The organism is Arthrobacter sp. D3-18 (assembly GCF_054408525.1).
In genome coordinates, this window is sequence record NZ_CP096440.1 from 3470184 (window position 1) to 3496261 (window position 26078).

Below are 26078 nucleotides of genomic sequence, written 5' to 3' on the forward strand. Positions count from 1 at the left end.
ATGGCCAAGACACCAGCCCAGCGCGTCAAGAAGCACGGAGCAAAGGCAGTGGTTCCCGATCACTCGCTGCCTCCTGTGATCAACACCACCACGCAGCGCACTCCACAAAAGGCGCAGAGCAACTCCAAACTCATTGTGATCGCGGGTGTGGTGGCCAGCCTGTTTCTGTTCTGGTACCTGCACCTGCTCACCTTGAACCAGATGACGCAGCTCTCCGGTGGCCTGGCGATGCCGGATTCGCTGATTGGCGGCTTCTCGCAGGACTACATCGTCCAGCTTCGAGAGGCCATGGATGATTCGGCGCGCGGCCAGCTCAATTACGTCCACAAGACTGCCGGCACACTGTTTCCGCTGATCTTCGGCTTCAGTTGGCTCCTGCTGATCGGCACCAATGTGGCGCAAAAATCGTGGCGTTGGGCCATGTGGGCCGCTCCCCTGCTGTTCGCCGTGGCCCACCTGTGGTCCAATGTCGCCATCGATTCCGTGCTGGCCGCGGAAACGCCCGACGCCGGTTCGGTGGATCTGGCCTCAGCTGTCACCGTCGCGTCGTGGGTGCTGTTCCTGATCAGTCTCCTGTGCGGAGTGCTGGCCGTGTTCCTTGGCAGGAAGAGCCCCAAACAGTGAGCTTCCGAAGATTTTTCAAACCGGCCGTTTCAGCCATAACCGTGGGCCTGCTCATCGTGGGCGCCTCCGCCTGTGGACTCGGAGGCCCGTCCAAAGCGGAGCGCCTGGGCAAAGACCTGGAGACAGCCGCATTGTCGGTACCCGGAGTTGAGTCCGCCAAGCTCAACGTCAACATGAACACGTCAGGAAATTTCATCACCGTCAAGTTGGTCGGAAGCAGCCACGACGCGGACGTCCTCGCTGACGTGCTCGGGAACGCGCTTCCGCCCATGCTCGAGGAAACTGAAGAGCTTCAGTCAGGTACGTTCGGGATCGGTATCTTCTCACCGGATGATGCCGTGTCCGCCAGCGCGGGAGATCTGGGCTACTCGGGCGGTTCCTCCCTTAACAGCTTCCGCGAATACTTCCTCAGCGGGCCCTGAGTACTTTTCGTTCCGTGTGGACACGCTGGGCGATCACCAAGCCGGCCGCTGCCAGGCCGATGGTCACCGGGTAGCCCATGAACCGCTCCAGCAAACCCGGCAGGGGCACCTCCATCCCGGTGATGGCACCAATGATGAGTGCCCCGATGCAGACGAGTCCGCACGCGGCCAGGAACCAGCTCACCGGCGTCTGCCGCCACCATAGGATTCCCAGGAGCAGGAGGGCAAACCCTCCAGCGATAAAGAACATGAGTGCACCCGCAAAGTGCCAAGGGGAACCCACGTCTTCGGGAACCAGACCCACTAGCACCGTTCCCACTCCCGCAACACCGGTGAGGATCCGGATGGCAACAGCCAGTATCCAAGGAACGGTCAAGACCCGGGTTTGGGGGGAATCTCCTGCTACGGCACGAAATCGTCGTGCCGTTACTCCGGGCCGCGCGGCCACGCTCAGCAACCCTGCCGTCAGGAACAGCGCGCCAAGGACCAGGGCCAGGCCTTGAACCAAGAACGAGGCATTCATCAGCCAGTGCAAAGGGGAGCAGACAGCTCTGTCCTCGTAGATCCCGCAGGAGATTGCTCCCAGGTCACTGATGAATCCGGTGGCCCTGCTATAGGGCTCCGGACCTGCCCAGGCCTCGATCACGGCGGCCTCGGCTACGAAGTATTGGACCACGCTCAGCTGCGCCCACCCTCCGATGTTCGCCCTGATGCTACGGGTATCCGGAAGGAACCATCCAGCTGGCGCCGGTGCAGTCGCATGCCCTTTCATGAACGCCAGCCTAGCGGTGTTCGGGCAGCGCCCCCGCAGCTTGTATGCTTGTAGTCGTGTCCGGGCCCTCGAGCTCCAGCAGTGGGATTAAGAGCCATGGACACACAGGCCCTCGTAGCTCAGTGGATAGAGCACGGCTCTCCTAAAGCCGGTGTCGTTGGTTCGATTCCAATCGAGGGCACTTGAACCACCAGCAGCCCACCCAGGACTTGCAGGCCTACTTGGCCGGCAGCTGGATTGTGGAGCGCACCCTCCTGGACCGGACGTCCGGCACCAACGGAACCTTTACCGGCGTCGTGCGCTATACCCGGAACGCCGACGGCGGCCTGGACTACCGCGAAGACGGAACCATGCACTGGCCTACCCATTCGGGTCCGGCATTCCGTGAGTATCTCCTGAAACCCGGTTCCGAGCCGGAGTCGATGGACGTATTTTTCCCCGACGGCAGGGCCTTCCATGTGATGAGCTTCTCCGAACAGGGCAACCAGGACAAACACTGGTGCGACCCCGACGACTACCGCGTCAAGTACACATGGGAGGGTCCGGACTCGTTCAACTTCACCTGGGACGTCCGTGGGCCCGCCAAGAATCTGCTCCTCGAATCGCACTTGGTCCGAATCGACGCCGGGAGGCAACCATGAATGGAACCGGCACTGACCTGATCATCGTGAGCGCCGTCTGCGTCTACAACGACGAAGGCCAGCTTCTGACCGTCCGCAAGCGTGGCACTGACAAGTTCATGCACCCTGGCGGCAAACCCGAACCCGGTGAAACCGCCGCGGAGGCCGCTTCCCGTGAGCTCCTGGAGGAAGTCGGCATTGACGTGGCCCCGACCCACCTCGAGCCACTCGGCGTGTGGTTGGCCGTGGCGGCGAACGAGGCAGCGACGAACATCGAAGCCACCGTTTTCACTGCGCCCGGAACGTGGGAGGCACACCCGTCGGCGGAGATCGCCGAGATTCGCTGGCTGGACCTCGACGCGCCTCTTCCCACGGACTTGGCCCCACTGCTGACGGACCACGTACTTCCAGCGCTCGCCCCGCCCAAGTAGGTCGCAGTTAAGGCCGTTATGAGCGCGCTGAATCATGCGGTGATCGCAACACCTGATTATTGAAGGGTGTCGATTGCCATGGTGAAGTTCACGAATCGTTTGGTTGCTGAGGTTGTCCAGTCGTTCTGGCAGCAGGTTGCGGACGGTGCCCGTTTTGAAGATGCTGGTGCGTTCGTCGGGTGGTCCGTAACGACGGTCCGCCGTGAGCTGAGGTCCTCAGGAGGGGTCCGGCCCCGTCGGGGCCGGACCCTGACCGGCCGTTCCCTATCGTTCCAGGAGCGGGAGTTGATCTCGTTATGGCGGGGCAAGGAATCGGTCCGTGAGATCGCCAGACGTTTGGGTCGTTCCCCGTCAACGATCTCCCGGGAGCTCCGGCGGAACGCTGACAAGGTCTTTTTCTACCGGGCTACCACCGCCCATGCCCGCGCCCACGCCCGGGCAGCCAGGCCCAAGACCGCTAAGCTCAACAGCAACAAGCCCTTGCGCCTGGAAGTCGAAAAGCGGCTCGAAAAGAAAGACTCACCGGTCCAGATCGCTGGCAGACTCCGCAAGGACTTCCCGAACAACCCGGAGATGTGGGTGTCACACGAGACCATCTACCAGTCCCTCTATCTCGAGTCCCGGGGCGGGCTAAAGCGGGAACTGGTCAAGAACCTGCGCACCGGCCGGACCCTGCGCAAACCCCAACGCCGCCCCGACGAACGCCGCGGCAGAATCCAGGACAAGGTCATGATCGCCGACCGTCCCGCCGAGGTCGAAGACCGTGCCGTGCCAGGGCATTGGGAAGGGGACCTGATCGTAGGCAAGGACGGAAAAACCGCCATCGGCACCATCGTGGAGCGCACAACCGGGTTCGTGATGCTCCTCCATGTCCCGACCGGTCAAAACCGTGCCGAGTCTGTTCGGGATGGGCTGATCCGCAAAATGGGCGCCCTTCCCGACGAACTGAGGCTCTCACTGACCTGGGACCAAGGCACCGAAATGCGCAGGCACAAGGAAGTGAAGATCGCAGCCGACATCGACATCTACTTCTGCGATCCCCACTCACCTTGGCAACGCGGCTCGAACGAGAACACCAACGGGCTCCTGCGCCAGTACTTCCCCAAAGGCGCAGACCTAAGCATCTACAGCCAAACCGACCTCGACTACGTCGCCCACGAACTCAACGACAGACCCCGCCAACGATTCGACTTCTGCACCCCCAATGAGATGATCAGAACCTTCCTGTTGCGATAACCGCTAGAAACCACCCGCTCATAACGGCATTATCTGCGACCTACTTGGGTTACAGCTCCGGGACCGCTTCCTGGGCCACCGCCGTGGCTTCGGCAAACTGGGTTTGATACAGCTCGGCGTATCGTCCGTCCGCGGCCAGCAGCTCGGTGTGCGTGCCACGCTCCACGATCCTGCCGTCCTCAACCACCAAAATGGCATCGGCCGCACGGATGGTGGACAGCCGGTGGGCAATCACGACGGCGGTGCGCCCCTCGAGTGCCTCGCCCAAGGCCGCCTGGACGGCGGCTTCGTTGGTGGAGTCCAAGGCAGCGGTTGCTTCGTCGAGGATCACAACACGAGGTTGCTTGATCAGCAGGCGGGCGATGGTGAGCCTTTGGCGTTCGCCACCGGAGAGCCGGTAGCCGCGCTCCCCCACCACGGTTTCCAAGCCATCGGGCAAGGACCGGATCATCGGCTCCAGACGAGCGCGCCGGAGCACATCCCACATGTCAGCTTCCGTAGCGTCCGGCCGGGCGAGGCGCAGGTTGGACGCGATGGTTTCGTGGAAAAGATGGCCGTCCTGGGTCACCATGCCCATGGTGTCCCGCAACGAATCGAAGCTCAGATCGCGGACGTCCACGCCTGTTCCGGGCTTTTGCCCGCCAAGGCGCACTGAGCCGGAGTCGACGTCGTACAAACGCGAGAGCAGCTGTGCCACCGTGGACTTGCCCGCCCCGGAGGAACCCACCAGGGCAACGGTCTGCCCCGGTTCCACCCGGAAGCTGACTCCGTGCAGGACTTCCTCGCCTCCACGGGTATCCAAGGTGGCAACGTCCTCAAGGGAAGCCAGTGACACCTTCTCGGCGGAAGGGTAGGAGAAACGGACGTCGTTGAATTCCACGGCAACCGGGCCCGCCGGAACTGTCACGGCGTCCGGCTTCTCGGTGATCAGCGGCTTAAGGTCAAGAATTTCAAAGACCCGCTCAAAGCTGACCAAAGCACTCATGATTTCCACGCGGGCATTGGACAGCGCCGTCAGTGGGGCGTAGAGCCGGGTGAGGAGGAGGGCAAGAACCACCACGTCACCGGGTGCCAACTGCCCGCCAATGGCCAGCCAACCGCCCAGTCCATAGACCAAGGCCAGAGCCAGCGCCGACACCAAGGTCAGGGCGGTCACAAACGTGAACTGCAACATGGCAGTCCGGATTCCGATGTCCCGGACCCGGCCGGCCCGATCAGCGAACTCACGGGATTCCTCATCCGGGCGGCCGAACAATTTCACCAGCGTGGCGCCCGGCGCCGAAAACCTCTCGGTCATCTGCGTGCCCATGGCAGCGTTGTGCGCGGCAGCTTCGCGGCGGAGGTCCGCCAGTTTGGAGCCCATCCGCCGGGCCGGAATCAGGAAGATCGGCAGCAACACCATGGCCAGCACGGTCACCAGCCAAGAGGTGTTGAGCATGACCACAAGAGTCAGGGCCAAAGCCACCACGTTGCTGACTACCCCGGACAGCGTGCCGGCGAAGGCCGACTGCGCTCCGATGACGTCGTTATTCAGGCGACTGACCAGGGCACCGGTTCGAGTTCGGGTGAAAAAGGCGATTGGCATGCGTTGCACATGATCGAAAACCCGTGTGCGGAGGTCCACAATGACACCCTCGCCAATGATGGAAGACAGCCATCGGGTCAACAAGCCCACACCCGCCTCGCCAACGGCGACGATGGCGATCAGGACAGCCAACCAGATCACAGTGCCCACGCCGGCGTTGGCGATGATGGCATCCACCACCTGACCGGCCAACACCGGAGTAGCGACGGCCAGGAAAGCACCCGCAATGGAGGCGATCACAAAGGCGATGAGCTTGCCCTTATGCGGCGCGGCAAAAGCCATCACCCGCTTCAAGGTCTCCTTGGAGAACGGTTTCGAGCCACTCTTGGCAGTAGTGATGTTGTACAGCGAGCTCCAGGCCACGCGGTCCATGCTCATCGGGTTACTTCTCCTGGCTTGGGGTGTGATGAAGCTCTTGCACTTGTCCGTTTTCCAGATGCCAGCGCGAATCGAGCCTGACGTTCTCCAGCAACCTTCGGTCATGGGTGACCAGCAGGAGCGCGCCCTCGTAGCTTTCCAGCGCCTCCTCCAGTTGCTCAATGGCTGGAAGATCCAAATGGTTGGTGGGTTCGTCCAGCACCAGCAGGTTCACGCCACGGGCCTGCAGCAACGCAAGAGCAGCGCGGGTCCGCTCCCCCGGGGACAACGAATCCACTGTGCGGGAGGTGTGATCCGCCTTGAGGCCGAACTTTGCCAAGAGCGTCCGCACATCCGCGCTGTTCCAGTCCACCAGCACCGCTTCCACAGCGTCGCCAAGCTGCCGGCCGCCGTCGAGCAGTCCGCGCGCCTGGTCAATTTCGCCGATGGCCACAGACGCACCCATGGAGGCGTCGCCGTCGTCCGGCTCCTGCGTCCCCAACAACAGGCGCAAAAGCGTCGACTTCCCGGCGCCGTTCGGTCCGGTAATGCCTATGCGCTCGCCCCCGTTGAGCTGGAGGTTCACAGGACCCAGGGTGAAGTCACCTTGGCGGGCGACGACGTTGCGTAAGGTAGCGACGACGGCACTTGAGCGGGGCGCTTGGCCAATACTGAACTGCAGCTGCCATTCCTTGCGCGGTTCCTCCACCTCAGTGAGCCTTGCGATGCGCGACTCCATCTGGCGGACTTTCTGGGCCTGTTTCTCCGAAGATTCGCTGCTCGCGGCGCGACGGATCTTGTCATTGTCCGGGTTCTTCTTCATGGCGTTCCGGACGCCTTGGGAGCTCCACTCACGCTGGGTGCGTGCGCGGGAGACGAGATCGGCCTTGGTGTTGGCAAACTCTTCGTAACGTTCCCTGGCGTGGCGCTTTGCCACGGCGCGCTCTTCGAGGAACGCTTCGTAGCCACCGTCGTAGACGGCCACAGAGTTCTGGGCGAGGTCCAGTTCCACCACGGTAGTGACGCAACGGGCAAGGAATTCGCGGTCGTGCGACACCAGGACCACACCGCCCCGGAGGCCTTGAACGAAGGCCTCAAGCCGGGCAAGTCCGTCAAGGTCGAGGTCGTTGGTGGGTTCGTCCAAGAGGACCACGTCGAAGCGGCTGAGCAGCAGGGCGGCCAAAGCCACGCGCGCAGCCTGACCGCCGGAAAGGCCCGTCATGAGGGCGTCGGCGCCAAGCTCCAAGCCGAGGTCGGCGAGGACAGCGGGAATCCGGTCCTCCAGGTCCGCGGCGCCGGAGGCCATCCAGCGGTCAAAGGCCAAGGAGTAGGCGTCATCGGTTCCGGGAGCCCCCGAGCCGAGGGCTTCGGCGGTGGATTCCATGTCGCTTGTTGCTTGGGCGCAGCCAGTGCGACGGGCAATATAGGCCGAGATTGTCTCGTCGGCGGCGCGCTCGTGTTCCTGCGGCAACCAGCCCATGAAGGCGTCCGAAGGCGCCAGATTGACGCTCCCCGCCTGGGGCTGGTCCACGCCGGCGAGAATGCGCAGCAGCGTGGACTTACCGGCACCGTTCGCGCCCACCACCCCCACAACATCGCCTGGCGCGACGGTCAGGGACAGGTCCGAGAAAAGTGTGCGATGGCCATGACCACCGGCAAGATCCTTGGCCACCAAAGTTGCAGTCATTGTCTATCCTCCAGCAAGGGAACGCAGAAATTCAGGCCGCGATTCCCGCGGGCATGGAAAAACCCGCTGGTCCGGACTTGGGGGGTGTACGGACCAGCGGGTTCAATCAACAAGCATAATTCAATGTGGCTTCGGCGTAAAATCGTTTCGTACTCCCACTTACGGCTTACTCAGCCTTGCCCTCGCGGCCCGTCCAGGAAAGTCCCACATGCCCTTACCGTCCAAGGCGTTCCAGCGCTGGCTTCATGGCATTGCGCCCGAGGCCAGCACTGCTGACGTCTGCAGGATTGCCGGCATCAAGCGAACAACACTGGCCCAGCAGCTGGTTCGCGGCAAGGTTGCCGAGTCCACTTTGGTGAGCATCAGCCGCGGCTTCCACATCAATCCTGTGCAAGCCCTGTCCACTTTCGATCTTTACGCCGAGCTTCGGGGCGACCCCGTCCCGCCCACGCCCTGCGAACTCGTCAGCCAGGTGGCCACCATCGATTTGCTACGTGCAGTTGTGGACCGCAACGAGCCCGGCACCGCCCCCGCTCCCCGCCTTTCTGAACCACCGCACCCCACCTCGGTGCGTAACTGGGTGGATGCGATCGACGACGGCGAGTTGCGGCACCGGGTCAGCCATACCACCGGGATCGCGCCACAGAACTTCTCCGCCCACTTGACGGCCAACAGGCTTCCGCCCGAGTTGGCCATCGCCACATCGCGCGCGGCGGGGGTTGGACCTGCAGGAGGTTTGGTGGCTGGTGGGCTGATCACGGAGGCCGAAGCCGGATGGCCGCCCAATGCCCGCCAGGAAGCGCTGGACAAGTTGTCGCAGGGACGCCTGGTGACGTTGGCCGGCGAACGGCTTTTGGCGCTCGGCAAGACACTGCGCCGGCAGGAACAAGACCACGAACGAACTGAACGAATTTGGGAGAACCTCGGATGACGGCTGTCCTGCCCTGGGTCACGCTGGCAGTGTGCCTGGCGATTACCCTTGCCCGGGTTCCGAGCGCCTTGCGCGGGGAAAACCGTGAGGTTTTCTACATTTTCTCGCTGATCTCGTTGAGCATCTTAATCAGCATTGAGGCCCCCTACCTGGTGATCGACGGGTGGCTCGGCGGGATGAACATCGGCAACCTGATCCTGCGTTTCCTGCTGTACGGAACTTTCTTTTTCATGGGGATCAAGATCGCTACCGCTTTCGGCTCAGCCTCAGCCGTGCGCGCTATCCGGGGGCCCCTCGGGATAGCCGCGGCGGTCATTGTTGGCGCCCTGACTATCTACTTCTTCGTCATCACGGACACGCAAGGATCCTCGGCGGGGATGAGCGGACTGAAATGGGGCCCTTCCCTGGATGGATATGCGGCGATGGGTCGCTTGTATCCGGGGTTCGTGGCCGCCTGTTTGGTACCTGCCATCTGGCGCACGGTGGTAAGCACGGCGCCCGTCCTGCTCCGGGTGGCCTCGGGGGTCTTGCTGTTGGGACTTTCTTTGCTCCTGTCATCCCAACTCTTTCCCCTCATTCCTTTCTCGGAGGCCTGGTTGCGGGTACTCATCAACTATTCGGCCGCCCTGTTCACGTGCCTGGGACTCGCGGGAATTTGGTTTTCCAAGTCATTTGCGCGGAGAAAGCAACGTCTCTCGACGTAAGACTTTCACAAAACCATTAGATCGTGGCACAATCATGAATGTGTGAACGCGGCTTGCAGCCTGACACCGGAATCAGAGAACGGGTTTCCGGTGGATGTGGCGCCCACGTGATCACAATTGGGGGGATGAGTGGTGGCGGGCTGTTGGGGACCGCCCCCACTCAGCCTTTTTAACGGCCTTTTCGCAAGCCGCCCGCCAAGCCTGGCCCGGGCGGTGACTAAGATGGCTCCATGAACAGCCTTCGCACCCGCCGCTCTGTCCTCGCAGCCACCCTGGCCTCGGCCGCCCTTGCGCTTTCTGCATGCGGTGGAGGATCGGCACCCACCCAGACCGGTGGGGACACGTCCCTTTCGGACGTGAAATCCAAGGGCGAACTCGTCATCGCCACCGAAGGCACCTACCGTCCGTTCAGCTTCCATGCTGACGGAGCCGGGGAGCTCACCGGGTTCGACGTCGAAATTGCCCAGGCCGTGGCAGGGAAACTTGGAGTGAAGGCTACCTTCCAGGAAACGCAGTTCGACGGCATCTTTGCCGGGCTGGAATCCAAGCGGTTCGACACCATCGCCAACCAGATCTCCATCAATGACGAGCGCAAGGCCAAGTACGAGTTCTCAACGCCGTACACCATCTCCACCGGCGTAGTAGTCACCAAGTCGGACAACAACAGCATCAACAGCTTCGCAGATCTCAAGGGCAAGACCACCGCCCAGTCGTTGACCAGCAACTTCTACAAAATGGCCGTTGAAGCCGGCGCCAACGTCCAGGCAGTGGAAGGCTGGGCGCAGTCTGCCACACTGGTGCAGCAAGGACGCGTGGATGCCACGGTGAACGACAAACTCACGTACTTGGACTACGCCAAGAACACTCCTGATTCCGGCCTGAAGGTCGCCGCCGAAGCACCGGAAAAGACCGAGAGCGCCATGGTCTTCCGCAAGGGGTCTACGGAACTTACGGCAGCAGTGGACAAGGCGCTGGCTGAACTCCAAGCCGATGGCACCTTGGCCAAAATTTCGGAAAAGTACTTCGGCGCGGACGTCACCAAATAGATGAACTGGGACCTCATCTGGAGTTCCTTCGGTCCGCTCATCACCGGCGCTGTCACGGGGACCATACCGCTGACGCTCGCGTCCTTCGCCTTCGGCCTGGTGCTCGCGCTGGTGGTTGCCCTGATGCGCCTGAGCCCAAACTGGTTGCTCTCAGGGATCGGCCGGTTCTACGTCTCGGTGATTCGCGGCACTCCCCTGCTGGTGCAGCTCTTTGTCATCTTCTTCGGCCTGCCCAGCGTCGGCATCCGGCTTGATCCCTGGCCAAGCGCCATCATCGCCTTCTCCCTGAACGTGGGCGGCTACGCAGCCGAGATCATCCGTGCTGCCATCCTCTCCGTGCCCAAAGGCCAATGGGAAGCCGGCCACACCATCGGAATGTCCCGTCCGCAGGCCTTGGTGCGCATCATCCTTCCGCAGGCAGCACGGGTGTCCGTTCCTCCGTTGTCCAACACCTTCATTTCGCTGGTGAAAGACACGTCCCTCGCCTCGCTCATCCTGGTTACTGAACTGTTCCGCAACGCACAGCAGATCGCCGCGTTCAGCCAGGAGTTCATGGCCCTTTACCTGCAGGCAGCCCTGGTTTATTGGGTCATTTGCCTGGTCCTTTCCACTGCGCAATCCGCCGTGGAAAAGAGATTGGACCGCTATGTCGCTCACTAACGAACCCACCCGGCAGCCGCCCGTCACGTCGGTCCTGAAGGCACGGAGCCTTGCCAAAGCCTTCGGAAGCAATGTGGTCCTGCGCGACATCGACATCGATATCCGGCGCGGCCAGGTGGTGGCCCTGATCGGGCCCTCAGGCTCCGGCAAGACCACGGTCCTGCGTTCCCTCAACGGCCTGGAAATTCCCGACGCCGGCACTGTCACCTTTGGCAGCGGCGACTCCTCAGCTGAGCTCGCCATCGACTTCGGTGCCAAGGTAGGGAAGAAGGAAGTGGCTGCGCTCCGCGACCGCAGCGCCATGGTCTTCCAGCACTACAACCTTTTCCCGCACATGACCGTGCTGAAGAACATCATCGAAGGCCCCGTACAGGTCCAAAAACGGCCTCGCGCCGAGGCAATTGCCGAAGCCGAACGCCTGCTGGAACGTGTTGGTCTTGCAGACAAGCGCGACGCCTACCCATTTGAGCTCTCAGGCGGCCAGCAGCAGCGCGTGGGAATCGTCCGGGCATTGGCACTCAAGCCCCAACTGCTCCTGTTCGACGAGCCCACGTCCGCGCTGGACCCCGAGCTTGTGGGGGACGTCCTGGGCGTCATCAAAGAACTCGCCGAAGAGGGCTGGACCATGGTGATCGTGACCCATGAGCTCGCCTTTGCCCAGCATGTGGCGGACGAGGTAATTTTCATGGACGGCGGCGTCGTAGTCGAACGCGGGCCGGCAGCCGAGGTATTGCGGGCACCGCGCCAGGAACGGACCAAGCTCTTCGTAAAGAGGCTCCAGCACGACGTCTAAATGGTTCACGAATATGGGGGATAAGAACGTGGAAGAGACAATCAGCGAACCCAGGCGGAGTGGTTCCAAGCGTACGGCAATCATTGTGGTTGCCGTAGTGGTGGCCTTGGTAGCCGCCGGGCTTGGCACTTGGTTCGCCCTCTCCCGGCCGGCAGGACCAGGCCGTGCCGACGTTGTCCGCTTGGACAAACAACGCGTCATCGTTGACAACTCGATGAACCTCTACGATCCCCTGGTGCAACAGTTTTCGGGCCGCTACTCGAACGCCATTTCCGAAAAAGCGGGACAGGCGGAAGAGGATAAAGTCCTCAGCCTGGACCGTGAGCGCATCGTGCGTGAGTCACAGGTAAATCGTGACCGCCTGCAACAGATGGCGGAATCGCCGGGGCTGCAGGATCAGGAAGTCGCCGAATCCTTCAACCGCTTCAAGGATCAGTACAGTGCGGTGATCGCCTACAACGATCAACTGGTGGTCAACACTTCCAACATCTACCGCTCTGTGGGCGGGCCGTGTGCGGCCCTGCATTCATCGCTGAACGTTGCAAGTGAGTCCTACGCCCAGGACTACGTCAGGAGTGCCGATGAGTGCCTGGCCGCGCTGGGCACCGCCAAGGATGGTGCCGACGCCGAGACCACCACCCTGCTCACGGAGGTAGAGGCTGTCATTCGCGGGCAGCGGGACAAGCAACAGGAAGTGGTTGATAGCAAGGACACCTTGGAGCGCCTCAGCAAGAGCACCCTTGCTGGCCTTGCACTGTTGGATATCAATGATGCGTTCGCCAAGGCGCAAACAACCTATGAAACTGCCACCAAGGACAAATACTCAAAGATCATCGAAAGCGCCAACAGCTCAAACTCCGAATTCGAAGGCGTTCTCAAGAAGAGCCTGGAACAGTTTGATGCAGCATCCGGTGAGGGGAAATAGCGATGACCATTGAGCCCGTTCGCAGTAAGCGCCGTCCGGTCCTGATTGCCCTCGTCATTGCCGTTGTGGTGGCGGTGGTTGCCTCGGTAGTGGTGATCGCCTTGACCAATCTCGCAAGTCAACAGCGCAGGGAAGGCCTGGCCCTCCTCAAGGACGACCGCCTGACGGCACTCGTTGAGGCAAAGAGCAAGATCCAGCCCGCAGCCAACGCCTATCTGGCCGCATATAAGAAGGCGCGCAACGCCCCCGCTTCACGGGAGGAGGCGGAGAAAAACTCCGTCAAAGAGCGCGACGAGTTTCAACAGGCCACCAACTCCGCACGCACTGCCTTGAGCAATGTGCACACTGGCTACAGCGCAGGTGAAGAAGCGGATGGGATCGGTGTGGCTGAAGCCCAGCTAAGCGATTCCTACCAGGCCTACCTCGACTCCATGGAGGGCCTTGTGGAGTCGTATCCCCAGTTCGAAGGCTTGTTCAGGGAGGATGCAGGGTGCAGCGGACTCTTTGTGGGCTCCAAAGCAGCCAACCTCCGGGAACGCCAAACACTTCTTGGACAGGCAGCCGTCCCGTGCCGGGAAGCCGTGAACCAACTCAAACAGTCCAAGAACATCTCCTATGTTGAATTTGCCCGCACCTTGGACAACGAGATTGCACAGCTGGAATCGCACGCAGAAACAACGGCCAAGTCCGAGGAGAACTACAACGAATTTGTCCGGCTCAAGGATGAGTACGTCAAGAAGGTTGATGACGCCACCTCCCGGAATGCCCCGGAAGCGGAATACCTCAAGATTGCCGACGAACTCAAGGCGCTCAACACCCGGATAAAGAACAACAGGTCAGAGTTCGACTTTGCCGCCAAGCGCTACCTCAACGGCGTGAAGGACATGCCCACCTTGGTTGAGGACGTCTTCTCGAAGAACGTCTCAGACCAAATCAAACACCATGACACTGTGATTCCCCTTCGGGTCCAAGTGTTAAAGGATGCTATCGAGGCGGAACTGGCGGAGTAACCCAGACGGCTCAGCGGTTGAGGCAATCAGCGAACAAACCTCAGCGTGACCAACTGGAAGGGCCGGAGCACCAGCTTGACGGCAGGCCCCTCCTCCACAGCCACACCGGGGGCCTCCGTGGGGCGCTCCAGCAAGTCCGTGGCCACTGCATCAGAGCACTCGAAGTTGGCCGTCAGGAGGCCTGTTGAGCGCTCTCCCAACGATTCGTAGAGCCGGACAATAACATCGCCGGAGCCGTCTTCGGCCAGCTTGATTGCCTCCACCACGATTGCGGGATTGGACACGGAAAGCAGCGGTTCCACGGGCCGGCCGCCGGAGATGAACCTGGGTTTCAGGTTGGTGCGGTATCCCTCTTCCACTGCGTCAGCGATCGCGGCGCCGGGCCTGATGGACACCTCAAGTGTGTGCTCACCCCGGTCAGCTTCCGGGTCCGGGAACCGGGCCGAGCGCAGCAGCGAGGTGCGGACCGTCGTCGTGGTTCCGCCATCGGCACGGACGGCCCGGGTGACGTCGTGCCCATAACTGGAGGAATTGCTCACTGCGACGCCATAGCCGGGCTCGGCTACGTGGATCCAGCGGTGGGCACAGATCTCGAACTTGGCCGCTTCCCAGGATGTGTTGGTGTGCGTCGGCCTGAAGACGTGGCCGAACTGCGTCTCGGACGCTGAACGATCCGCCCTGACGTCCAGCGGGAAGGCGATCTTGAGCATCTTTTCACGTTCCTGCCAGTCCACTGTGGTGGCGATCCCCAGCGACGCCGCACCGGCGTCTAGAGTCAGGCGTTGCGTGATGCTGGAGGCACCCACCTTGCGTTTGACCACCACGACGACGCCCGCCGGCGAACGCTCAACATCGACGCCGTCGGCTTGGGTCAACGGTGTGACATTTCGGCGATAGAACTCTTCAATGTCCCAGGCATCCCACTCGTTTGGAGTATCCCTGAAAAGCTCCAGCAGGTTTCCGGCCTGTCCTGGAGCGATGGCGTCGCGGCCGCTGGCGTGGTCAATCAGGGAGGTAAGCAGGCCGTCCTGGTTCAAGACCGCGCGGATGATGCCGTTGTCCAAGACGTAGCCGTCGTCGAGTTCGTCCAGCTGAACACTGGAGTCGGGCTTCGTGGCCTCCGCTGCGCCCAATGCAGGCACGCCGTTGCGTTGATGTGGCGCAGCGTTCAAGAGGAACTGCTGATCGCCGTCCCCTACCAAGGCCTGAGCGGCCTGGCTGATGATGTCCTCGAGATTCCTGGCTATGGCCTCGTAGTTGCGCTCTGCGTCCTGGTGGACCCAGGCAATGGAGCTGCCTGGAAGGATGTCGTGGAACTGCTGTAGGAGGACCAAACGCCAGAGTCGCTTGAGTTCCTCCGTGGGATACGCGTAGCTTGCACCGAGCCGGACAGCAGCAGTGGCACACCACAGCTCAGCCTCGCGCAGGAGGTGTTCGCTCCGACGGTTGCCACGCTTGGACTTGGCCTGGCTGGTGTACGTTCCACGGTGCATTTCCAGGTACATCTCACCCACCCAGACGGGCAGGTTGGTGTACTCCGCCTCGGCCTTGGTGAAGAAGCCTTTGGCAGTGCCCATGCGGACTTTCGGGGAGCCTTCCAAATCCGCCGTGCGATGAGCGGCGGCAACCATTTCGCGCGTAGGTCCGCCGCCGCCGTCGCCATAGCCGAACGGCACCAAGGACATGGTCCCGTGGCCGTGATCACGGTAATTACGCTCTGCATGGGCCAATTCACGTGCGTGCAGTTCAGCGTTGTAGGTGTCCACTGGCGGGAAGTGCGTAAACAGCCGCGTGCCGTCGATGCCCTCCCACGCAAAGGTGTGGTGAGGCATCCGGTTAACCTTGTTCCAGGAGATCTTCTGTGTGAGGAACCAGCGCGAACCGGCTTCCTTGACGATCTGCGGGATGGCACCGGAATAGCCAAATGAATCCGGCAGCCAGGCTTCCTGGCACTCGATATCGAACTCGTTCAGGAAGAAACTCTTGCCTTCCACGAACTGGCGGGCCATGGCCTCGCCGCCTGGCATATTAGTGTCTGATTCCACCCACATGCCGCCCACCGGAACGAACTGGCCGGCCTTCACTTTTTCCCTGATGCGCACAAAGAGCTCAGGGAAGAACTCCTTCATCCACGCCATTTGCTGCGCCGAAGAACAGGAGAAGACAAAGTCCGGGTCTTCATCCATCAAGGCCACCACGTTGGAGAAAGTACGGGCACATTTGCGGATGGTTTCACGAACGGGCCACAGCCAGGCGGAGTCGATGTGTGCGTGGCCTGTAGCCAGGAGTTCATGGGCGGATGCGTAGGCGGGCCGGCTGAGGACCTGCGCCAACTCTGCACGGCCTGCGGCAGCAGTTCCCGCAACGTCGTCCGGATCCATGATGTCCAGCATGCGTTCAAGTGCGCGCAGGATCTCGTAGCGCCTGGGCATGTCCATGGGAAGTTCGTGCATCAAGCCGCTGAGGGTCCAGATGTCCTGGTTGAGTTCCCACACGGTTTCGTTCAGTTCAGCGATTGCTATGCGACCCAGACGGTACCGGGGCTCATCACCGGAGGTGGCCTTATCCCCCAGCGGGGTGGGAGCGAAGGACCATCCCTGCGCTACATCCGGGTTGGCGGCAGCCTCCACATAGAAGTCCACGGAGTGCCCTCCGCCCAGAAGCTTGAGCGGAACGTGGAAGTTCCTGGGCGAAATCGCCTTGATGATGCTTCCATCAGAGCGCCATGCGGTGCCTTCACACTGAAACCCCGGGACATCGCTGTTGAAGCCAAGATCGACGATGATCTCCACAGTGGTGGAATCCGTCATTCCCCAGTCCTGCGGCACCTCACCTTGGAGGCGCAGCCACTTGGTGCTCCAGGCCTTGCCCCACGCGGCGGCGGGCTCCTGCGGAGTGAAGACCTGGCGCAGCGCTTCCGCGACGGGCACGGGTTCGCCCGGCGCGTCCCAGCTGCTGAGCTGAAGCGGAATCGCCCTGCCGTAAATGGCCGGAAGAATGCGTTCCCGAACAAATCGATCGAGACGCTGTTCAGTGATCCGGCGGTCGTCGTGCAATTAATTCCCCTTTGGGCGTTCGCTGGGTGACAAGGCTTATTTACCGCGACCCGGAACTGCTGGGCGCGGGCGGCGAATCTTGGCTCGCCGTGCTTCCAATCGATGGATAAAATCTACGTTGTTCCAGCTCAATAGCCAAGTGATTGCCGGCTATCCCCCACCGCCTGCGAGTCCGTTCCCGCAGCTTCTGCCACAATTCTGTCCCGTCCGGCATAGACGTTAAGGCTGAGCCCGCGGCTGAAACCCGCCAAGGTGATCCCCGTTTCCTCCGCCAGTTCCGCCGCAAGGCTGGAGGGGGCGCTCACAGCCGCCAACACGGGAATCCCCGCCATGGCAGCCTTCTGGACGAGTTCAAATGAAGCCCGGCCCGAAACCTGAAGAACAGTCCCCTTGAGCGGCAACATGCCCGCACGCAACGCCCAGCCCACAACTTTATCCACGGCGTTGTGCCTGCCCACGTCCTCCCGGAGGCAAAGCAACTCAGTAGCGCCGTCGTCGTGGATCCTGAAAAGGCCGGCAGCGTGCACGCCACCGGTCTTGTCAAAGACCGCCTGCGCCTCACGGAGGCGGTCCGGCAATGCGGCGAGCGCCCGTACCGGAACAGTGACGCGGTCTTCCTTGGGGCTATGGTGCGAGGACTTGCGAACGGCATCAATGGAGTCCGTGCCGCAGATTCCACACGAGCTGGAGGTGTAGACGTTTCGGCCCGTGTCGGGCCGTGCAACGTCAGGACGAAGCTGCGCATCCACCACGTTAAAGGTCTGCACGCCGTTCTCGTCCTCACCAGCGCAGAAACGCTCCGAGACCAGCTGACCCGGCTCCCACACGATCCCTTCCGAGACCAGGAATCCCGCAACGAGGTCGAAGTCGTCCCCGGGGGTCCGCATGGTCACGGAGAAAGACATGTCACCCAAGCGGATCTCCAGCGGCTCCTCCACAGCCAGGACGTCTTCCTTGAAGCGGATGGGATGCTCCAAGGCCTGCGGTGAGCCATCCAGGACAAACTTATGCACCTTGCGGCGCTGGGTTACTCGTCCCATGTCAGGACCCGCTCTCCTCATGCTTCACGAAGCGTACGGTCATTGCTTTGTAGCCGGGGGTGTTGGATTCCCGGGCCACCAGTTCACGGTGCACCAGGGCGTTGGCCTCCGGGAAGTACGCCGCGGCGCATCCTTTGGCCGTGGGGTACCCGATGAGGCGGAACTTGTTGGCACGGCGTTCCGTTCCCGCGAAGGTGGAGATGACATCCACCAGGTCACGGTCCTCAAAGCCCAGTTCCTCCAGGTCACCAGGATGGACCAGGACCACCCGGCGGCCGTCCGAGACACCGCGGTACCGGTCATCCAGTCCGTAGAACGTGGTGTTGTATTGATCATGGCTGCGGACAGTCTGGAGGATCAGATGGCCATCCGGTGCCTCCAGGTACTCAAGCGGCCGAACAGAGAAACGCCCCTTGCCGATGTCCGTGGCAAAGGTACGGGTATCCCGGGGAGGGTTGGGGAGGACGAAGCCGTTCTTGGTACGGACCCGGTGGTTGAAATCCTCAAAGCCGGGAATGACGCGCGAGATATGGTCGCGGATGACGTCATAGTCCTCGGCCATGGCGCGCCAGTCCACTGTGTGGTTGTCCCCCAGTGTCGCCTGGGCCATTCGTGCCACAATCACCGGTTCGCTCAGCAGGTGTTCTGAAACCGGCTCCAGCCGCCCTTGCGTTTTGTGGATGACGGACATGGAGTCCTCCACCGAGAGGAATTGTTTGCCTTTGGGGTGTTTGTCGTCAGTGTCCGTCCGGCCCAGCGTGGGCAGGATCAGGGACGTCTTGCCGTGGACGATGTGTGCCCGGTTGGGTTTGGTGGAGATGTGGACGGTGAGTCCTGCTTTCTTTAAGCCTTGTTCCAGCGCTGCGGTGTCCGATCCGGCTGCCGCGAAGTTCCCACCCATCGAGACGAAAACATCCACTTCGCCCTTTTCCAAGGCGTGCTGGGTTTCCACTGAGTCAAAGCCGTGATCACGCGGCATGTGGAAGCCGAACTCCTTGTCCAGCGCGGCAAGGAACGACTCCTTGGGTTTCTCCCAGATGCCCATGGTCCGGTCGCCCTGCACGTTTGAGTGGCCCCGGACGGGACAGGCGCCGGCGCCCCGCTTGCCGAAGTTGCCCTGGAGCAGCAGGAGGTTGATGATCTCGCGGAGCGTATCCACAGAGTGCGGTTGCTGGGTCAATCCGAGCGCCCAGCAAATGATGGTCGCCTTCGACGCCGCCATCATCCCCGCTGCTTTGGTGATCTCTTCCCGGCTCAGCCCTGTTGCCCGCTCCGTCTCGTCCCAGTCCAGCACCGAACGGGCTTCCTCATAGGCTTCGAAGCCTTCGGTCTGCTTCCCGATGAAGGAATGGTCCACTACGGTCCCTGGGTTGCGTTTCTCTTCCTCCAGGAGCAGGTGGCCCAGTGCCTGGAACAGCGCGAGATCGCCACCCACTTTGATCTGCAGGAACTCATCAGCGATGGTGGTGCCGCCACCGATAACGCCGTTGAGGGACTGGGGGTCCTTGAAGTTCAGGAGGCCGGCTTCGGGAAGCGGGTTGACCGCGATGATTTTTCCGCCGTTGTTCTTGCAGTCACGGAGGGCGGACAGCATGCGCGGGTGATTGGTTCCAGGGTTTTGGCCCACAACCAGAACCAGCTCCGCATGGTGGATGTCCTCCAAGGAAACAGTGCCTTTGCCGATTCCGATGGTCGGGTTGAGGGCGCTGCCGGAGGACTCGTGGCACATGTTGGAGCAATCGGGAAGGTTGTTGGTGCCAAGGCTCCGTGCAAACAACTGGTACATGAAGGCGGTCTCGTTGGCCGTCCGGCCGGAGGTATAGAACACACACTTGTCAGGCGTGGTGGCCTTGATGTGTTCACCGATCAATGCGAAAGCTTCAGTCCAACTGATCGGCGAATAGTGGGTGTCGCCTGGTTTGATGACCACCGGCTCGGAAAGTCTTCCCTGGCTTCCCAGCCAGTACTCCGTCTTGTCCTCGAGGTCCGCAAGAGAATGCTTGGCCCAGAATTCAGCCCCGACTGTCCGGGTGGTGCTCTCCTCGGCGATGGCCTTGGCGCCGTTCTCGCAAAACTCTGCGGGGCTGCGCCTGCCGGTGATCGATTCCGGCCAAGCACACCCCGGGCAGTCAAAACCATCATGCTGGTTGACCCTGAGCATGGAACGGACCGTACGGGTCACTCCGGCCTGGGCGTAACCTCGTTCAAGGGCAACGGTGACAGCTTTAAGGCCTGCCGCGGCTTGTTTGGGCGGATGGATTTGCAGGTCATCTTCGTTGATGTCCTGTTCTGGAGCATGCCTGTTCATGAGTCCATCATTGCACTTTGTCCTCAGTCCAAAATCCGGTCCAGGGTCTTTTCAAGCGTCCAACGCGCTCCAGTCAACCGGGCCGGAAGAAGCCTTCCTCTGTTGCCGGGGCGCCGCTTTTCGGGTCTTATCCTTCGGCGCCTTCGGCACGGGCAGCGGTTTGCCCCATGGCAAGGCGAACGCAGGCACCATCTCGCCCAACTGGACTCCGTGGGGCGGCACCACCATCACCCCGTCTGCACCCGCCAGGCCACGCATCATTCCCGGGCCTGCATGTTGCGCCGGCGACGCCAGCCCGTACACCAACTTGAACGGCAGCAAGCGGGTGCGTCCGGGGTCCGCGTCGATAGTGGTGCCACAGGGAACCTCACCCACTTCTTCCAAGCGACCGTGGCCCAAAGCAGCCAGCAGGGGGCCGCCCACTGTAAACAAGGCCACCATCGCGGCCAGCGGATTCCCTGGAAGTCCCAGCACAAACCTGCCATCGGGCAACTCCGCCAACACGGCAGGATGACCCGGGCGCATCGCAATGCCATCAATCAGCAAACGGCCACCCAGCTCCGCCACCGCTTTACGGAGGTGGTCCGTTCCCGAGCGGCCCGTCCCGCCCGTGGTAATAACGACGTCGGCAGGGGCCTCCGCTTCAACGTAGGGTTCGTCCGGTGTCAGTTCATCTGATGAGGGCTCCGTGTCCCGAAGTGCGGCAATCCACTCTTCGTAGCTGTCGCCCACCTTGAGTTGCTCCCCTGCGATACCGCCCAAGAGCTCGACGACGGCGCCCAGCTGCGGGCCGAAGGTGTCCCTGACCTGCCCGGGCAAAGGAACACCCCGGGCCACCACTTCCGAACCCGTCAGGAGGAACCGGACCAACGGTTTTCCGAGGACTTCCAAGTGGTCCAAACCCGCCAGCGCCGCCAAGGCAATGTGCGCCGGATTCAATACCGTGCCGGCTTTCAACAGGACGTCACCCTCAGCGGCCTCTTCTGCAGCTTTACGGATGTGTTGGCCGTTCCGAGGCTCCCCCGGTTTGGCGGTGCCGCCCAGCACGAGAACCGGCAGGCCGTCGTCGTCCGTGCTGATAACACCACTCTCGCTGCGCAGCACAGCCTTGGCACCGGGCGGTATCAGCCCGCCGGTCACAATGGGACTCGCTTGGTGGGGTGCCAGCCGCTGCCCGGGCTCACTCAGGATCCATGGACCGCTGCCGTTAACAGCCCAGCCGTCCATGGCCGACGAAGCATAGTGGGGCATGTCCTGCAGGGCCAAGGCATCGGACGCCAAGGTGCGGCCGAGTGCGGAGCTGAGCGGCACAGGGCCGGGCGGGATGGGGGCAGCAACATCGAACGCGCGCTGCCGGGCCTCCTGCCACGTGTGTGCCGCGTGATGGCCCTCGTTGGGGGCCGCCGTCATTCCGGGTCAGTCCCGGACTCCGAGTACTCCTTGGCTACTTTGCGGGCCAGGTCAAGGGCAGCGTTCATGGACGCGTCATCGCTGGCCTGACCGATCCCGCGGGCCATGCCTGCCGCGTATCCGGCAATGAACGTAGTCAGGGGTGCGGCGGGGCGCACCACTGAATGTGCTGCCACCCCAGCAACCGCGAGTACCTCGTTGACGTCCACCTCCACGCCCTCAAGCTCGAAAGCCTGCAGCAGTGTGCGGCACCATTCCTCGAGCGTCTCTTCCTGGCTCTTCACGTCCGCCTCCAACTCGTAATTAATGCCCAAAGCCGCGGCGTCCTCCCATGTGTCCACGTCATCCGTGGACCCCGCGGGGACGTCAACGTCCAGCACGTTCAGCCTAGCAAGCAGGCGGAACACTGAAGAGTTCGTTAACCCCGAGCCTTCGGAAGCTACGGCCACTTCCCTTTCCAACGCAGCTGTACTGTAGGCACCCAGAAGTGGCTGCTTCCGTCCATCAGGAGAGACAGCCATGGCTCCTTCCACGTTCGGACTGGATGAGAGTGCGGCCCAAAGAAGGCCTACACCGCGGGAAGCGTGCGGCATATCGCATGCCAGCACCAAGGTCCACGGGGTGGTCGGACTGTTCTTCTTCAGTGCAGCCATGCCCGCCGCGATTGCCGCAGCAGGACCGGCGAACACCGGTTCTTCCCGTGCCCGCAAGACACCGTCCGGCAAGCGTTTGCTACTCCCTGCCTCATCATCTGGAACGTCCGGTCCCACGACAACCACAGCCGAAGCACCCCGGGCTGCCTGCAGGGCATGCGAAAGGAGGGTGTCGCCGTCGTACTTCAACGATGGTTTGGGCACACCACCGAGGCGGGCGGCCCGGCCACCCGCCAAAATCACGGCATTGAACTCCATTCGCCCAGATTACCCGGGACGGCCGGAGACCAGCAGAAATCGATCAGGCAGCGGATTCCGGCAACAGGAACGGGTCCCAGTCCGGCGCAGGTTTCTCGAGTTCCTTAATTTGCCACATGGTTCCCTGGGGCACACCGGGTTTGAAACGGAGTTTCCAACCCATCTCTGCCAGTGTGTGGTCGCTCTTGGCGTTGTTGCATGTCAAGCACGCCGCAACCAGGTTTTCCCAGGAATCCGCGCCGCCCCTGGATTTGGGGTGGACGTGGTCTATTGTGTGGGCTGTTTTCCCGCAGTAGGCGCAGCGATGGCCGTCGCGGCGAAGTACCCCGCGGCGACTCACGGCAGTAATCCTGTTGTACCGGGGACGAATGTAGCGGTTGAGGAGGATCACGGAAGGTCTTCCGAGGATCTCCTGTGGCCCGACGACAGGCTCGTCGCCTTCGGCCACCACGCTAGCTTTCCCAGTCAGCACAAGGACCAGCGCCCGGCGGAATGTTATTACCGCCAGCGGTTCATATCCAGCATTCAGAACGAGTGTGCGCATGCACGTACCTCTTCACGGCCGCACCCGTCAGGGGCACGAGGGCCGGCTGCCCTCTGCATGTACGGGCTGTGGATCGACAACATAAGGGTAAGCACTTATATGCCGTATCAACGAATTTTTCCTTCGTTTCGTGTGCGGTGTCGGCAAGAGTTCATGCGCGGTTAAAGCAGAACACCCCGCCGGCCGAAGCCCGCGGGGTGTTTCTTCTGCGATGTAGATCAGCCGTTGACGCGGATGAAGACCGGGCCGGAGCCAACGTTGGCGCTGAACAGTGCCGTGGTGGATCCGTTCCATCCACCATGAACTGCTTGGCCGTTGCCCACGTATACAGCGATGTGGGCCTGTCCGGCCAAACCGCCGTTGGCATAGTAGGCGAGGTCGCCAGGCTGGGCCTCAGCTGCACTCACTGTGCGGCCCAGGGAGAGGTAGCCAGCGGGCCAGTCGTGGAAGTTGATACCCACGGCAGCCAGGGAGTTGGTCACCAGCATGGTGCAGTCCTGTGTCACGCCGAGCTGCGCGTAAGCTGCAGCAGCGATAGCGGCACCGAGACCACTGGATGCGGCGGGGGCTGCCGGAGCGGGGGTCGCGTTGTTGACGGCAACGGTTGCATTGGCTGCCGGAGCGGCAGTGGCGGTAACCGCGGTTGCCTCTTCGGCTTCGACCGTGGCTTCAACCTTGGCCGGAGCTTCCTCTACTACTACGGGAGCCGGGGCTTCCACCGTGGTGACCACGGGTCGCTCGTAGGAGATGGCCACAGTGGAGTCCGCGGCGATGGTGGCCTGGACTACCGACTGCACATCCAAAGTGGAGGTGGACGTCGATTCACGGTCCACGTTGGTGTCGGCAGCGTTGGCGGCGATGCCACTGGTCAGGACCAGGCCTGAAGCTGCGGCAATAACTGCTGCCTGGCGTCCAACGCCACCGGCGTTGTTGCTGACGGCCTTGGCGATGACGGCAAGCGAAGTGGTCTTGGGGGCCTCAGCGCGGTGCCGTGCAACCTTGTTTGCACTGGTCATGATTTTCTCTTTTCGTATCCGCGTGCAGTTGGGGTGCATGCGGGTAGCGGGTTGGCCAGCATGAGGGGTATGCGGCCGACCCCGAACCGGATTATTTTTAGCGGAGGGTGTAGAACGAGGAGGTGCCGGTGGACGCTACGGAGTGCAGGAGCGTTCCTTGGCCGGGGTTCAAGGCGCTGATCATCATGCCGTTGCCGACGTAGATGCCCACGTGGGCTCCGCCGTTCTGCATGACGAGGTCGCCGGGAGCAGGAGTGCTGGTGGGCGTCATAGCCGTCCAAGCGTTGACGCGGGGGATGCTGATCCCGGCCTGTGCGTAGACCCACTGGGTGAAGCCGGAGCAATCCCAACCGTTAGGTGTGGTTCCGCCCCAAACGTAGGGAGAACCGATGCCGGTGTAGGCAATGGCGGCGAGACCGGAGGCAGCTGCGCTGGAGGCCGAATCTTTGGCCTCGGAGGACTTTGCCGTAACTGCTTCCGCTGTTTCCTCAGTGGTGGCTGCTGCGCGCTCGGTAACCTGCGCTGCGCGCTGGACTACCTTTGGGGCTTCCTGGGTGGCCACGGTGGGGCTCTCGAAGGAAACAGTGGCTGTCGGTTCCGCGGTAACCACCGCGGTAGCAACCAGCTGTTGGGTGCTGGAGGCTTCCGACTTGGAAACGTCGGTGTCTGCTGCTTGTGCCGGCAAGCCGACGGTGAGGACGAGGCCTGAGGCTGCTGCAAGGACGGCGGCCTGACGGCCCATGGTCCCTGCATTGGAGGAAACAGCCTTGGAAAGAGTGTTTAACGGGTTCGTGCGAACCGTTTGGGCGCGATGGCGCGCAGGGGTAGTGCGTGATGACACGTAGGTAGCCTCTCCCAATGCCTGCGAGGTGAGCTGTCGGATTCGGATGGGAGTCATCCGGCCGCGCTGCTTCCAAGGAAGCTTTTGCGACTTAACCCCAAGGCCTTCTTTCGAAGACCAGAAGTGGTTCCCCCGCCCCTGCCAGACGATTTATGCGAACGGACCTTGAGTGGTGGCAGAGCTAGGCAATCCACTCAAGTGCATCGGCCCCCTAAAAAGCCGATGCGCTCTGTACGCTACAACAGTTGACCGCGAATGTCACATTCAGGTCACGGGGCGCCTCGGGAATGCGAGAGGCAACCATCAAATGGCTTAGAGCCAGCCCATGGGGTCTACGACTTCACCGTTGACCTGGACCTCAAAGTGGAGGTGGCAGCCAGTGGAAGCGCCCGTGGTGCCGCTCAGGGCGACGGTGTCGCCACGGTTTACGGTCTGCCCTACCTGGACGGTGAAGGACGACAGGTGGTTGTACGTGGTCTCGAGGCCATTGCCGTGATCAACGACCACGCGGTTGCCTCCGCCGTACTCGTGCCATCCGGCGAAGGTGACCTTGCCGGTGGCTGCGGCGTGCACAGCCGTGCCGCACTGGGCAACGAAGTCCTGGCCGCGGTGGAAATCACCGGCACCACCCGTGAGGGGGCTGATGCGGTACCCAAAGGGGGATGCCGTGGTGAGCGTGTCAAGGGGGCTGGCCATGCTGCCAACGGACGAGGCCCGCTGGATGCTGTCAGCCGACTGGGCGCTGAGCAACTGCTTCAGCTTCCCATCCGGGTCGGCAGTAGTAGCGACGGCGGCGCGGCTGAAGTCGATCTTGGCTGATGCGGCAGCGGAAACCTCGGGCTGGCTGCCCGCAGGTGCGGCAACGGCAAGGGCAGACTCGGTTTGGCCTGATTCCGAGGTGGCCATGACGGGACTCGTGGCGGGCAGCCCGACAGTCAGGGCAAGTCCGGTGGCGGCTAGCGCAACACCGGCCTTCTGCCCGACGCCGCTGGCAGCGGCGAAGTCGGCAACCTGGCGCATCGGGCTCTTACGGCGGCGCACCTGACGCTCGGTGTCGCGAGGCCGGATCTCCGTTACGACGGTGGCTGGCCGCAGCTCAGCAGCGGGGCCGGACGCACGGCGGCGGCCCCTGACGTTCTGCGATGTCAA

At 62.1% G+C, this 26078-nt stretch carries 24 protein-coding genes, 1 tRNA gene and 1 riboswitch; of the genes, 13 read left to right on the forward strand and 12 right to left on the reverse strand.

The genetic code is table 11. From position 1 onward, the window contains the following. Both M1D89_RS18040 and M1D89_RS18045 read left to right on the forward strand, forming a co-directional pair. A complete protein-coding gene (locus M1D89_RS18040) occupies window positions 1-624 on the forward strand; it encodes a hypothetical protein (RefSeq protein ID WP_498645606.1) in 624 nt (207 codons plus the stop codon). Beyond that, window positions 621-1046 (forward strand): hypothetical protein, encoded by a 426-nt coding sequence (locus M1D89_RS18045; RefSeq protein ID WP_498645608.1) that lies wholly within the window; start codon window positions 621-623, stop codon window positions 1044-1046. Before M1D89_RS18040 ends, M1D89_RS18045 begins: the two co-directional genes overlap by 4 nt. Here M1D89_RS18045 and M1D89_RS18050 read toward each other — a convergent pair. Next, the gene (locus tag M1D89_RS18050) at window positions 1033-1818 is read right to left on the reverse strand and encodes a DUF998 domain-containing protein (protein ID WP_498645610.1); all 786 of its coding nucleotides are present in this window, start codon (window positions 1816-1818) and stop codon (window positions 1033-1035) included. The two genes, M1D89_RS18045 and M1D89_RS18050, sit on opposite strands and share 14 nt — an antisense overlap. A gap of 108 nt (window positions 1819-1926) precedes the next feature. Between M1D89_RS18050 and M1D89_RS18055 the strand changes: the two genes are divergently transcribed. The 4 genes from M1D89_RS18055 (at window position 1927) to M1D89_RS18070 (ending at window position 4105) form a co-directional block, all read left to right on the forward strand. Then, window positions 1927-1999, forward strand: a tRNA-Arg gene (locus M1D89_RS18055). Between the two features lies 1 nt (window position 2000). Beyond that, a complete protein-coding gene (locus M1D89_RS18060) occupies window positions 2001-2459 on the forward strand; it encodes a DUF6314 family protein (RefSeq protein WP_498645612.1) in 459 nt (152 codons plus the stop codon). Beyond that, window positions 2456-2869, forward strand: a complete 414-nt coding sequence (locus tag M1D89_RS18065) for an NUDIX hydrolase (RefSeq protein WP_498645614.1) — start codon at window positions 2456-2458, stop codon at window positions 2867-2869. The genes M1D89_RS18060 and M1D89_RS18065 overlap by 4 nt, the downstream gene beginning before the upstream one ends. Window positions 2870-2947: 78 nt before the next feature. After that, window positions 2948-4105 carry an IS30 family transposase gene (locus tag M1D89_RS18070; RefSeq protein ID WP_498645340.1) on the forward strand — a complete coding sequence of 386 codons (1158 nt, stop codon included), beginning with the start codon at window positions 2948-2950 and terminating at the stop codon, window positions 4103-4105. Window positions 4106-4154: 49 nt separating this feature from the next. Here the strand turns inward: M1D89_RS18070 and M1D89_RS18075 are convergent, their stop codons facing one another. Beyond that, window positions 4155-6068 (reverse strand): ABC transporter ATP-binding protein, encoded by a 1914-nt coding sequence (locus tag M1D89_RS18075; RefSeq protein WP_498645616.1) that lies wholly within the window; start codon window positions 6066-6068, stop codon window positions 4155-4157. A gap of 4 nt (window positions 6069-6072) precedes the next feature. Further along, window positions 6073-7734, reverse strand: a complete 1662-nt coding sequence (locus M1D89_RS18080; RefSeq protein ID WP_498645618.1) for an ABC-F family ATP-binding cassette domain-containing protein — start codon at window positions 7732-7734, stop codon at window positions 6073-6075. 208 nt (window positions 7735-7942) lie between these two features. On the opposite strand from M1D89_RS18080, the gene M1D89_RS18085 reads away from it, so the two are divergent. The 7 genes from M1D89_RS18085 to M1D89_RS18115 all read left to right on the forward strand — a co-directional run bounded on the left by M1D89_RS18085 (window position 7943) and on the right by M1D89_RS18115 (window position 13803). Then, a complete protein-coding gene (locus M1D89_RS18085) occupies window positions 7943-8665 on the forward strand; it encodes a hypothetical protein (protein ID WP_498645620.1) in 723 nt (240 codons plus the stop codon). Continuing rightward, window positions 8662-9369: a hypothetical protein gene (locus M1D89_RS18090; protein WP_498645622.1), complete on the forward strand. Its 708-nt coding sequence runs from the start codon at window positions 8662-8664 to the stop codon at window positions 9367-9369. The genes M1D89_RS18085 and M1D89_RS18090 overlap by 4 nt, the downstream gene beginning before the upstream one ends. Before the next feature lie 230 nt (window positions 9370-9599). Next, a complete protein-coding gene (locus M1D89_RS18095; RefSeq protein WP_498645624.1) occupies window positions 9600-10415 on the forward strand; it encodes an amino acid ABC transporter substrate-binding protein in 816 nt (271 codons plus the stop codon). Then, window positions 10416-11075, forward strand: coding sequence for an amino acid ABC transporter permease (locus M1D89_RS18100; RefSeq protein ID WP_498645625.1), 660 nt, complete (start codon window positions 10416-10418; stop codon window positions 11073-11075). Further along, window positions 11062-11868, forward strand: coding sequence for an amino acid ABC transporter ATP-binding protein (locus tag M1D89_RS18105; RefSeq protein ID WP_498645627.1), 807 nt, complete (start codon window positions 11062-11064; stop codon window positions 11866-11868). The genes M1D89_RS18100 and M1D89_RS18105 overlap by 14 nt, the downstream gene beginning before the upstream one ends. 28 nt (window positions 11869-11896) lie before the next feature. After that, a complete protein-coding gene (locus M1D89_RS18110) occupies window positions 11897-12793 on the forward strand; it encodes a hypothetical protein (protein WP_498645628.1) in 897 nt (298 codons plus the stop codon). 2 nt (window positions 12794-12795) lie between these two features. Continuing rightward, a complete protein-coding gene (locus M1D89_RS18115) occupies window positions 12796-13803 on the forward strand; it encodes a hypothetical protein (protein WP_498645630.1) in 1008 nt (335 codons plus the stop codon). 26 nt (window positions 13804-13829) lie between these two features. Here the strand turns inward: M1D89_RS18115 and M1D89_RS18120 are convergent, their stop codons facing one another. From M1D89_RS18120 to M1D89_RS18160, 9 genes are all read right to left on the reverse strand, one after another. Then, window positions 13830-16859 (reverse strand): alpha-mannosidase, encoded by a 3030-nt coding sequence (locus tag M1D89_RS18120; RefSeq protein WP_498645632.1) that lies wholly within the window; start codon window positions 16857-16859, stop codon window positions 13830-13832. Window positions 16860-16987: 128 nt separating this feature from the next. Next, window positions 16988-17899, reverse strand: a complete 912-nt coding sequence (fdhD, locus tag M1D89_RS18125) for a formate dehydrogenase accessory sulfurtransferase FdhD (RefSeq protein ID WP_498645634.1) — start codon at window positions 17897-17899, stop codon at window positions 16988-16990. 1 nt (window position 17900) lies between these two features. Then, complete coding sequence (locus tag M1D89_RS18130) at window positions 17901-20207, reverse strand: FdhF/YdeP family oxidoreductase (protein WP_498645636.1); 2307 nt, start codon at window positions 20205-20207, stop codon at window positions 17901-17903. 51 nt (window positions 20208-20258) lie between these two features. Next, window positions 20259-21617, reverse strand: a complete 1359-nt coding sequence (locus M1D89_RS18135) for a molybdopterin molybdotransferase MoeA (RefSeq protein ID WP_498645638.1) — start codon at window positions 21615-21617, stop codon at window positions 20259-20261. Then, window positions 21614-22528, reverse strand: a complete 915-nt coding sequence (locus M1D89_RS18140; protein ID WP_498645640.1) for an NTP transferase domain-containing protein — start codon at window positions 22526-22528, stop codon at window positions 21614-21616. The genes M1D89_RS18135 and M1D89_RS18140 overlap by 4 nt, the downstream gene beginning before the upstream one ends. A 43-nt stretch (window positions 22529-22571) precedes the next feature. After that, window positions 22572-23072 (reverse strand): HNH endonuclease, encoded by a 501-nt coding sequence (locus tag M1D89_RS18145; RefSeq protein ID WP_498645641.1) that lies wholly within the window; start codon window positions 23070-23072, stop codon window positions 22572-22574. A 218-nt stretch (window positions 23073-23290) separates the two neighbouring features. Next, window positions 23291-24088, reverse strand: coding sequence for an NlpC/P60 family protein (locus M1D89_RS18150; RefSeq protein WP_498645643.1), 798 nt, complete (start codon window positions 24086-24088; stop codon window positions 23291-23293). Between the two features lie 97 nt (window positions 24089-24185). Further along, window positions 24186-24929, reverse strand: coding sequence for a C40 family peptidase (locus M1D89_RS18155; protein ID WP_498645646.1), 744 nt, complete (start codon window positions 24927-24929; stop codon window positions 24186-24188). 4 nt (window positions 24930-24933) lie between these two features. Further along, a riboswitch (cyclic di-AMP (ydaO/yuaA leader) is annotated at window positions 24934-25096 on the reverse strand. Window positions 25097-25241: 145 nt separating this feature from the next. Next, window positions 25242-26078: a M23 family metallopeptidase gene (locus M1D89_RS18160; RefSeq protein WP_498645648.1), complete on the reverse strand. Its 837-nt coding sequence runs from the start codon at window positions 26076-26078 to the stop codon at window positions 25242-25244.

Coding starts and splice junctions, on each gene's coding strand:
- M1D89_RS18040 (WP_498645606.1), top strand. CDS start 1: ATGGCCAAGACACCAGCCCAGCGCGTCAAGAAGCACGGAGCAAAGGCA.
- M1D89_RS18050 (WP_498645610.1), bottom strand. CDS start 1,818: ATGAAAGGGCATGCGACTGCACCGGCGCCAGCTGGATGGTTCCTTCCG.
- M1D89_RS18065 (WP_498645614.1), top strand. CDS start 2,456: ATGAATGGAACCGGCACTGACCTGATCATCGTGAGCGCCGTCTGCGTC.
- M1D89_RS18070 (WP_498645340.1), top strand. CDS start 2,948: ATGGTGAAGTTCACGAATCGTTTGGTTGCTGAGGTTGTCCAGTCGTTC.
- M1D89_RS18075 (WP_498645616.1), bottom strand. CDS start 6,068: ATGAGCATGGACCGCGTGGCCTGGAGCTCGCTGTACAACATCACTACT.
- M1D89_RS18080 (WP_498645618.1), bottom strand. CDS start 7,734: ATGACTGCAACTTTGGTGGCCAAGGATCTTGCCGGTGGTCATGGCCAT.
- M1D89_RS18085 (WP_498645620.1), top strand. CDS start 7,943: ATGCCCTTACCGTCCAAGGCGTTCCAGCGCTGGCTTCATGGCATTGCG.
- M1D89_RS18090 (WP_498645622.1), top strand. CDS start 8,662: ATGACGGCTGTCCTGCCCTGGGTCACGCTGGCAGTGTGCCTGGCGATT.
- M1D89_RS18095 (WP_498645624.1), top strand. CDS start 9,600: ATGAACAGCCTTCGCACCCGCCGCTCTGTCCTCGCAGCCACCCTGGCC.
- M1D89_RS18100 (WP_498645625.1), top strand. CDS start 10,416: ATGAACTGGGACCTCATCTGGAGTTCCTTCGGTCCGCTCATCACCGGC.
- M1D89_RS18105 (WP_498645627.1), top strand. CDS start 11,062: ATGTCGCTCACTAACGAACCCACCCGGCAGCCGCCCGTCACGTCGGTC.
- M1D89_RS18115 (WP_498645630.1), top strand. CDS start 12,796: ATGACCATTGAGCCCGTTCGCAGTAAGCGCCGTCCGGTCCTGATTGCC.
- fdhD (WP_498645634.1), bottom strand. CDS start 17,899: ATGGGACGAGTAACCCAGCGCCGCAAGGTGCATAAGTTTGTCCTGGAT.
- M1D89_RS18130 (WP_498645636.1), bottom strand. CDS start 20,207: ATGAACAGGCATGCTCCAGAACAGGACATCAACGAAGATGACCTGCAA.
- M1D89_RS18135 (WP_498645638.1), bottom strand. CDS start 21,617: ATGACGGCGGCCCCCAACGAGGGCCATCACGCGGCACACACGTGGCAG.
- M1D89_RS18140 (WP_498645640.1), bottom strand. CDS start 22,528: ATGGAGTTCAATGCCGTGATTTTGGCGGGTGGCCGGGCCGCCCGCCTC.
- M1D89_RS18145 (WP_498645641.1), bottom strand. CDS start 23,072: ATGCGCACACTCGTTCTGAATGCTGGATATGAACCGCTGGCGGTAATA.
- M1D89_RS18150 (WP_498645643.1), bottom strand. CDS start 24,088: ATGACCAGTGCAAACAAGGTTGCACGGCACCGCGCTGAGGCCCCCAAG.